The organism is Acidiferrobacteraceae bacterium, assembly GCA_037388825.1.
In the GTDB taxonomy this organism is placed as follows: Bacteria; Pseudomonadota; Gammaproteobacteria; order Acidiferrobacterales; family JAJDNE01; genus JARRJV01.
Genome location: JARRJV010000068.1, coordinates 1 through 8,312, shown reverse-complemented (window position 1 = coordinate 8,312; position 8,312 = coordinate 1). Strand labels below are relative to the sequence as shown.

The 8,312-nt window shown below is 60.0% G+C and carries 8 protein-coding genes; 6 read left to right on the top strand and 2 right to left on the bottom strand.

What is annotated here, in order from left to right; translation table 11 throughout:
- The first annotated feature begins 220 nt into the window (after positions 1-220).
- Positions 221-952 (top strand): hypothetical protein, encoded by a 732-nt coding sequence (locus P8X48_10945; GenBank protein ID MEJ2107821.1) that lies wholly within the window; start codon positions 221-223, stop codon positions 950-952.
- A gap of 13 nt (positions 953-965) precedes the next feature.
- Here the strand turns inward: P8X48_10945 and P8X48_10940 are convergent, their stop codons facing one another.
- Complete coding sequence (locus P8X48_10940; GenBank protein ID MEJ2107820.1) at positions 966-1,718, bottom strand: UDP-2,3-diacylglucosamine diphosphatase; 753 nt, start codon at positions 1,716-1,718, stop codon at positions 966-968.
- Between the two features lie 7 nt (positions 1,719-1,725).
- The gene (locus P8X48_10935; GenBank protein MEJ2107819.1) at positions 1,726-2,226 is read right to left on the bottom strand and encodes a peptidylprolyl isomerase; all 501 of its coding nucleotides are present in this window, start codon (positions 2,224-2,226) and stop codon (positions 1,726-1,728) included.
- 174 nt (positions 2,227-2,400) lie between these two features.
- Between P8X48_10935 and gltX the strand changes: the two genes are divergently transcribed.
- The 5 genes from gltX to ilvC all read left to right on the top strand — a co-directional run.
- Positions 2,401-3,867: a glutamate--tRNA ligase gene (gene gltX, locus P8X48_10930; GenBank protein ID MEJ2107818.1), complete on the top strand. Its 1,467-nt coding sequence runs from the start codon at positions 2,401-2,403 to the stop codon at positions 3,865-3,867.
- 6 nt (positions 3,868-3,873) lie between these two features.
- The gene (gene cysS / locus P8X48_10925; protein ID MEJ2107817.1) at positions 3,874-5,253 is read left to right on the top strand and encodes a cysteine--tRNA ligase; all 1,380 of its coding nucleotides are present in this window, start codon (positions 3,874-3,876) and stop codon (positions 5,251-5,253) included.
- Between the two features lie 172 nt (positions 5,254-5,425).
- A complete protein-coding gene (locus tag P8X48_10920; GenBank protein ID MEJ2107816.1) occupies positions 5,426-7,162 on the top strand; it encodes an acetolactate synthase 3 large subunit in 1,737 nt (578 codons plus the stop codon).
- A 2-nt stretch (positions 7,163-7,164) separates the two neighbouring features.
- Positions 7,165-7,656 (top strand): acetolactate synthase small subunit, encoded by a 492-nt coding sequence (gene ilvN / locus P8X48_10915; protein ID MEJ2107815.1) that lies wholly within the window; start codon positions 7,165-7,167, stop codon positions 7,654-7,656.
- 43 nt (positions 7,657-7,699) lie between these two features.
- Positions 7,700-8,312 (top strand): ketol-acid reductoisomerase (gene ilvC / locus P8X48_10910; GenBank protein ID MEJ2107814.1); only part of this gene is annotated, 613 nt, incomplete at its 3' end.

Below are 8,312 nucleotides of genomic sequence, written 5' to 3'. Positions count from 1 at the left end.
TATTGCTGGCGGCAGGAACCGACGGTACGGACGGTCCCGGGACGGACGCGGGCGCCCTGGTCGATGGAGGTACCGGTCGGCGTGGCCGGGAGGCCGGGTTGAATGCGAAGGATGCGTTGCAGCGGGCCGACGCAGGTCGATTCCTGGAGGCAAGCGGCGATCTTGTTCGTACAGGTCCCACCGGGACAAATGTTATGGATCTTTGTATTGGGTTGAGGTTATGAGACAGATTTGGAAAGGCGCGGTTCTATCACTTGTGTTGTTGACGGTGTTTGCTGGCGGGCTGGGTGCCTGCAGCAGGGCCGAACATGCCGGCAAGGCGGTGGTTGTCGAGTTCGAGGACCACGAGACGGATCTGAATCCCTACCGTACGCGAATGATTGTGAGTCCGGGGTACGTCCGCTTTGACGATGGCAATAACGGGCCGGACTTTGTCCTGTTCGACCGCCACGCCAATGTGATCTACAGCAGCAGTTCAACGGATCAGCGGATCCTGGTGGTGAAGGGTGATGCAAGAAAACACGCGCTTCCCGGGAAACTGGTCAGCCGGGTCGAGGAAGGGACAGAGAAGTTACCCGATGTATCCGGGCGCCACGTGATGCATCACAAACTGATGGTGAACAAGCAATTGTGCTATGACGTCTACTCGGCCGCAGGGCTTTTGCCGAAGGTGGTTGAGGCCATGCGGGAGTTTCAACAGGCACTGGTGGCGCAGCACTACGACCTGTTGCAGAAGACCCCCGCGGGCATGGTATCGGATTGCGACCAGTTCAATAACGTATACCGGCCGGCCGCCTTCCTGGATTTTGGATTTCCCATACGCTCGACCAACAGTGGCGGCAGGATGCGACAGCTTGTTGACTACCACGAAGATCAGCAGATCAATCCGACGTGGTTCGTCCTGCCCGAGGGGTACGAGAAGTTCACCATCGCGTCCATGCGAGGAGGGTAGCAGACGAACCGCCCTAGGCGGATCTGTTCGCGCGCACCGCGTCCATTTGCAGGCCCCGGAGTTCGCAGGAATCCGGCGTGCACACCAGAACGCTTCCCTGGTCGTACCAGTCGCCGAGCACGATGCGTTGCGCCTGCTGGCCGTCCAGATCAAGATCGTGGATGGCGGGGCGATGGGTATGTCCGTGAATAAGCCGGCGGACCTCGTGCTTCCGCATTGCGTCGCGCACCGCATCGGGATTCACGTCCATGATCTCCAGGGGCTTTGCTGACGTACTTTCGCGACTGGCATCGCGATACGTGCGCACAAGGGCCCTTCGTTCCTCCATGCTGCTGGCCAAAAAGCGCTTCTGTACCTCAGGGTCCCGAACCATGCGGCGAAATTCCTGATACTCGACGTCGTCGGTGCACAGATAGTCGCCGTGGGTGATGAGAGTGGCCTGGCCGTAGAGATCTATAACCGTCGGATCGGGAAGCAGCTTCGCGCCGGTGGCTTCCTCAAAACCTTCCCGCATCAGGAAATCGCGATTGCCGTGCATGGCAAACAGGGGGATGCCCAAATCACTGTATGCCCGAAGGGCATGCACGATCGGCGCCATATCCGGCTGGTCCCGGGCGTCATCGCCGATCCAGAATTCAAACAGATCCCCGAGAATGTACAGGGCTTCGGCATCGCGCGCTTCGCCCTCGAGGAACTTCAGGAAGAGTGCGGTTACTGCGGGTCTTTCTGCGCAGAGGTGGAGATCGGAAACAAAAAGTGTGGCCATCTGCGGATTATTCTCCGCCGGCGATTTCCACGCTGATGATCATCACGTCCGTCATCGGCACGTCCTTGAACCCGAGCCGGTCTTGCGTTGGCACGCCCTTGATGCGATCGACGACATGCAGACCCTCGATCACCTTGCCGAACACGCAGTACCCCCAGCCCTCGGCAGTGGACTCGGAGTAGTTGAGAAAGTTGTTGTCGGCAACGTTGATAAAGAACTGGCTGGTGGCCGAGTTCGGGTCGCGAGTACGCGCCATGGCGACGGTTCCGCGCACGTTCCGCAACTTGTTGTCGGCCTCATTGGGAATCGGTGCGTGGGTCGGCTTCTGCACCATTCCCGGCTCAAAACCCCCTCCCTGGATCACAAAATTGTCGATCACACGGTGGAATATGGTGCCGTCGTAGAAGCGTTCGCGTACGTACTGCAGGAAGTTGGCGACGGTCTTGGGAGCCTTGTCCGGGTAGAGTTCAAGGATAATCGTCCCGTGGGACGTATTCATATGGATCATTACGTTGTCGGTCATTGGGGTTGTGCCGGTCTTGGATCGTGTGGATTTCTTCGGTATACGGCCTGCTGGGCGGGAAACAATCCCTGCACCCGGATTGTGCGCAACTTGCACTGCCTAGGCAATAGCGCAGGGGCCACTTTGGCCGGAAAGCGCTTTCCGCTACCATTCGCCGGCATGAGTTCAAAAGCCTTACATACCCGTTTTGCGCCCAGTCCCACCGGACTACTCCATGTCGGAAATGTGCGAACGGCGCTGTTCAATCGCCTGCTTGCGAGTGCGGGGGGTGGGCGATTCCTGCTGCGGCTGGAGGACACGGATGCGGTTCGTGGCGAGGGCCGGTACGCGGACGCGCTTCAGGAGGATTTGCGTTGGCTAGGCCTGGATTGGGACGAAGGCCCGGGCGCACCCGGGGCCCACGGGCCCTACGCGCAGTCGGAGCGTGGCGAAATCTACGCGGACTACTTTGAACGTCTGGTCAGCGCCGGCGCGGTCTATCCGTGTTTTTGCACGGAGCACGAACTCAAGATTGAACGTAAGACACAGCTGGCCGCGGGTCGCGCACCGCGTTACAGCGGGCGATGCCGCCGATTGTCGTCGGAAGAGGTGGAGGCACGCTTTGCCGCTGGCACACCGGCAACCCTGAGGTTCCACGTGGTCGATGGTTGCGAGATCGCATTCGAGGACCGGGTCCGCGGATCGCAGCGTTTCCTGTCCGATGACATCGGCGATTTTGTGATCCGTCGATCCGACGGTACACCGGCCTTTTTCTTCAGCAATGCCATAGATGATTCGCTGATGGATGTATCGCTGGTGGTGCGCGGCGAGGATCATCTTACGAATACTCCACGCCAGATTCTCCTGCTCGAGGCATTGAACCTTTCCGTGCCCGATTATGCGCACATCGCCCTGGTTACGGGCAACGACAGTGCGCCCCTGTCCAAGCGCAATGGGAGTCAGACCGTTCGCGAGTTGCGGGAGCAGGGATATCTGCCGCTGGCCATCGTCAACTACCTGGCGCGGCTGGGCCATAGCTATGATGAAAACGGATTGATGATCGTCGAAGAGCTGGCCGCGCATTTTGACATTGCCCGTTTGCATCGCTCGCCTGCGCGGTACGATTCCGCACAGCTTCGTCACTGGCAGCAGGAGGCGGTGGCAAGCACCGACGACGCCGAGTTGTGGCAGTGGATGAACAGCGTCGAGATCTCCGGCGGGAAAGTGCGGGACCTGGTGCCGGATGATCTGGAGATTCCCTTCGCGCAGGCGATTCGCGAGAACATCGTCATGCCACAGGATGCGTATTTGTGGGCTGGGAACCTTTTTGCCCGGTCGGGGATCTTCGACCACGAAGCGCGCGAGGCCATCGTCGAGGCAGGCGCCGGGTTCTACGAACAGGCCCTGTCGCTGTTCGACGCGGACACCACGGACTTCTCCGCATATGCAAAGAAACTCGGCGCGGCCCTCGGGCTCAAGGGTCGTGCACTGTTCATGCCCTTGCGCGCCGCGCTCAGCGGAGAGTCGGCACCGCAGTTGGAGAATCCGTGGCACGATGGACCCTCCATGGCTGCCATCTGGGGCCTTCTGGGGTATAAGCGAATCACAAGAAGACTGGAGCTGGCGCGCGAGTTGTGTCGGTCATAGGTAAGCATGCTGGAAATCTACAATAGCCTCACTCGGCGGAAGGAGCCGTTTACACCCATTGAACCGGGCAAGGTCCGCATGTATGTGTGCGGGATGACGGTATATGACTATTGCCATCTGGGTCATGCGCGCGTACTGGTCGTGTTCGACTTGGTAGTCCGCTACTTGCGTCATGCTGGATACGATGTGACCTACGTGCGCAACGTGACTGACGTGGACGACAAGATCATCAACCGGGCGAACGAAAACCACGAGTCGATTGACGCACTGACCGGCCGCTTCATCGAGGCCATGCACGAAGATGCTGCCGCTCTTGGTGTCCAGTCTCCGGATGAAGAGCCGCGTGCCACGACCCATATGGATTCTATTGTCGCGATGATCGAACGGCTGGTGAAAAACGGCTATGCATATCTCGCAGACAATGGCGACGTTTACTACCGCGTTGGCGCCTTCCCGAACTACGGGGCCCTTTCCGGCAAGCATCTGGAAGACCTGCGGGCGGGTGCACGGGTCGAGATCGACGAGGCAAAGAACGATCCCCTGGACTTTGTTCTGTGGAAGGCAGCCAAGCCGGAAGAACCATCCTGGGATTCGCCCTGGGGTCCCGGTCGCCCGGGCTGGCATATCGAATGCTCGGCCATGTCCACCGAGTGCCTGGGGGATCATTTCGATATTCATGGCGGTGGCCAGGACCTGCAGTTCCCGCACCACGAGAACGAGATTGCCCAGAGCGAGGCCGCCACCGGGCACAAGTTCGTCAACGTGTGGATGCACAACGGTTTCGTCCGCGTGGACGAGGAGAAGATGTCCAAGTCCCTGGGCAATTTCTTCACCATCCGCGAGATCCTGGAGAAGTATGATGCGGAAGTGGTGCGCTACTTCATCGTCGCCAGCCACTATCGCAGTCCACTGAACTACAGCGACGAATCGCTGGACCAGGCCCGTGGCGCACTTGGCAGACTGTACACTACCTTGCGCGGACTGCCTGTGGATGCGCCGGCGGACGACGGCGAGTTCCGTGAACGCTTCGAGGCGGCCATGGAGGACGATTTCAACACCCCCGAGGCCCTGGCGGTGCTGTTCGAACTGGTGCGGGAAATCAATCGCGCGAGAGAGGCGGAACCGGACCGGGCCGCCGCACTGGGTGCGACCCTGCGGCAACTGGCGGGCCTGCTTGGCTTGCTGACGAGATCGCCGGAAGACTATCTGCATAGTGAGGCCGGCGACGGCCTTTCGGCGGCCGACATAGAGGACCTGATCTCACAGCGCACGGCCGCCCGCGCGGCCCGCGACTGGGGTGAGGCCGACCGGATTCGCGACCGGCTTCAGGCCGAGGGCGTCGAACTGGAGGACGGTCCGGGGGGCACGAGCTGGCGTCGCGTTTGACCCAGGTTTCACCCCCGGACGTCGCTATGGTCCGAAAAAGTGAGGGGTTTTTGCCGGATCAGTATTGACCCCCTTCATACTTATAAGTAAGTTCTCATATTCACCATCTCCATCCAGTGGGACGGGATGCCCGTGCAGCGGGCATTTTTTTATTACTCATTTCCGAGGTTGCATCGTGGAACTCACGGGCGCGGACATCGTTGTTCAGTCACTCCAGGACGAGGGAGTGGAGTACATCTTCGGGTATCCCGGCGGTGCGTCGCTGCACATCTATGATGCCCTGTACAAGCAGGAGAAGGTCAAACACATCCTGACCCGGCACGAGCAGGGCGCGATTCATGCCGCCGACGGCTATGCCCGTTCCACCGGCAAGCCGGGCGTGTGTCTGGTGACCTCGGGTCCCGGGATTACGAACACCGTTACCGGGATCGCTACTGCCTATATGGATTCGATCCCGGTCGTGGTGCTCAGCGGCCAGGTGGCCCGCCACCTGATCGGCGATGACGCCTTCCAGGAGGTCGACGCCGTCGGCATCACGCGCCCCTGTGTGAAGCACAATTTCCTGGTCAAGGACGTACGCGATCTGGCCATGACCATCAAGAAGGCGTTCTATATCGCGACCACGGGTCGCCCGGGACCGGTGCTGGTGGATATACCCAAGGACATCACAGCGCACACGACCGAGTACGCCTATCCGAAGACTGTCACCATGCGTTCGTACAGCCCGAACATGAAGGGCCATCCGGGGCAGATCAAGAAGGCAGTGGATCTGTTGCTGGCCGCAAAGCGGCCGATGATCTACACCGGCGGCGGGGTGATTCTCGACAACGCCGCGGAGCTGTTGACCGAATTCGTTCATTTGCTGGGCTATCCCTGCACCAACACCCTGATGGGTCTGGGTGGTTATCCGGCAACGGATCCGCAGTTCGTCGGCATGCTTGGCATGCATGGCACCTACGAGGCCAATATGGCCATGCACGACAGCGACGTGCTGTTATCCGTGGGTGCGCGTTTCGACGACCGGGTCACCGGCGATCCGGACAAGTTCTGTCCGAATGCGAGGATCATTCATATTGATATCGATCCGGGGCAGATCGCCAAAAACGTTCCCGTGGATGTGCCCATCGTCGGGGGAGTCCACTCGGTGCTGGAGGAAATGATCGAGGCGATCAAGGCGAGCGACACCAAGCCGGACAAGGCTGCGCTCGATGCCTGGTGGAAGCAGATCAACGAATGGCGCGGTATGAACTGTCTTGCCTTCGATCGCGAGAGTGAGCTCATCAAGCCGCAATACGTGGTGGAGAAGCTCTACGAAATCACCGGTGGCGAGGCCTTTGTGACCTCCGATGTGGGCCAGCACCAGATGTGGGCGGCGCAGTTCTACAAGTTCGACAAACCTCGGCGCTGGATCAACTCCGGGGGTCTCGGAACCATGGGTTTCGGTCTGCCGGCAGCCATGGGTGTACAGATCGCCCACCCGGGTGCACAGGTTGCCTGCATCACCGGCGAGGGCAGCATCCAGATGTGCATTCAGGAGTTGAGCACCTGCAAGCAGTACGATTTGCCGATCAAGGTCGTCAACCTGAACAACCGTTACCTTGGTATGGTGCGCCAGTGGCAGGAGTTCTTTTACGAGCGGCGTTATTCCCATTCCTACGTCGATGCACTGCCGGACTTCAATCGCCTGGCAGAGGCCTACGGCCACGTCGGAATGCAGATCGAGAAGCCTGGAGATGTCGAGGGCGCGCTTAAGGAAGCATTCAAGCTCAAGGACCGCACGGTATTTCTGGACTTCATCACCGACCAGACGGAGAACGTGTACCCGATGTTTTCCGCCGGCCGCCCGCACACGGAGATGACCCTGGGACCCTGTGCGGCGGTGGTGCCGACGGACCGGGAGCTGGCCTGAGCATGCGCCACATCATCTCGATCCTGATGGAAAACGAGTCGGGAGCCCTGTCCCGCGTTGCCGGTTTGTTTTCCGCCCGTGGTTACAATATCGAGTCCCTGACCGTGGCGCCAACGGATGACCCGACCCTGTCACGCATGACCCTGGTGACCCGTGGTTCCGAGGATGTTATCGAGCAGATCACCAAGCAGCTGAACAAGCTGGTGGATGTGGTCAAGCTGGTGGACCTTACCGAAGGTCCGCACATCGAGCGCGAGATGCTGATGGTCAAGGTGAAGGCCCTGGGCGATTCGCGCGAAGAGGTCAAACGCCTGGTAGAGATCTTTCGCGGGCGCATCATTGATGTGACCGAGTCGTCCTATGTGGTCGAGCTTACGGGCACCGGCGAAAAGCTGGATGCCTTCATCCAGGCGCTTCGCGGGGCAGGAATTATCGAGGTCGTGCGGTCCGGGGTGTCCGGCATCGCGCGGGGTGAAAAGGGCCTGCGGGTTTGATGCGGGCCCGTTACGAACGATTACAGGTGAATACGGAGCAACGATGAAGATCTACTACGACAAAGATGCCGACCTTTCCATTATCAAGGGCAAGACGGTGGCGATCGTCGGTTACGGCTCGCAGGGTCACGCCCATGCGAACAACCTGAAGGACAGTCACGTAAATGTCGTCGTCGGGCTGCGCGAGGGCTCCTCGTCCTGGGAAAAGGCGGAGAAGGCCGGTTTGACGGTGAAAACCATCGGCGACGCAGTGTCGGGCGCCGATCTGGTAATGATCCTGGCCCCGGACGAAAAGCAGGCCGGGATCTACAAGGAAAGCATAGAACCGAACATGAAGGATGGCGCGGCCCTGGCCTTCGCCCATGGCTTCAATATTCATTTCGGATTTATCGAGCCGCGCGCGGACATGGATGTATTCATGATCGCGCCCAAGGGCCCCGGCCACCTGGTGCGTTCCACCTACGTTGAAGGCGGCGGTGTACCGTGTCTGATCGCTGTTCATCAGGATGCCAGCGGCCATGCCCGAGATCTGGCTCTGTCCTATGCCTCGGCCATTGGCGGTGGCCGATCCGGCGTGATCGAAACCACCTTCCGCGAGGAGACGGAGACCGATCTGTTCGGCGAACAGGCCGTACTCTGCGGTGGCCTCACGTCCC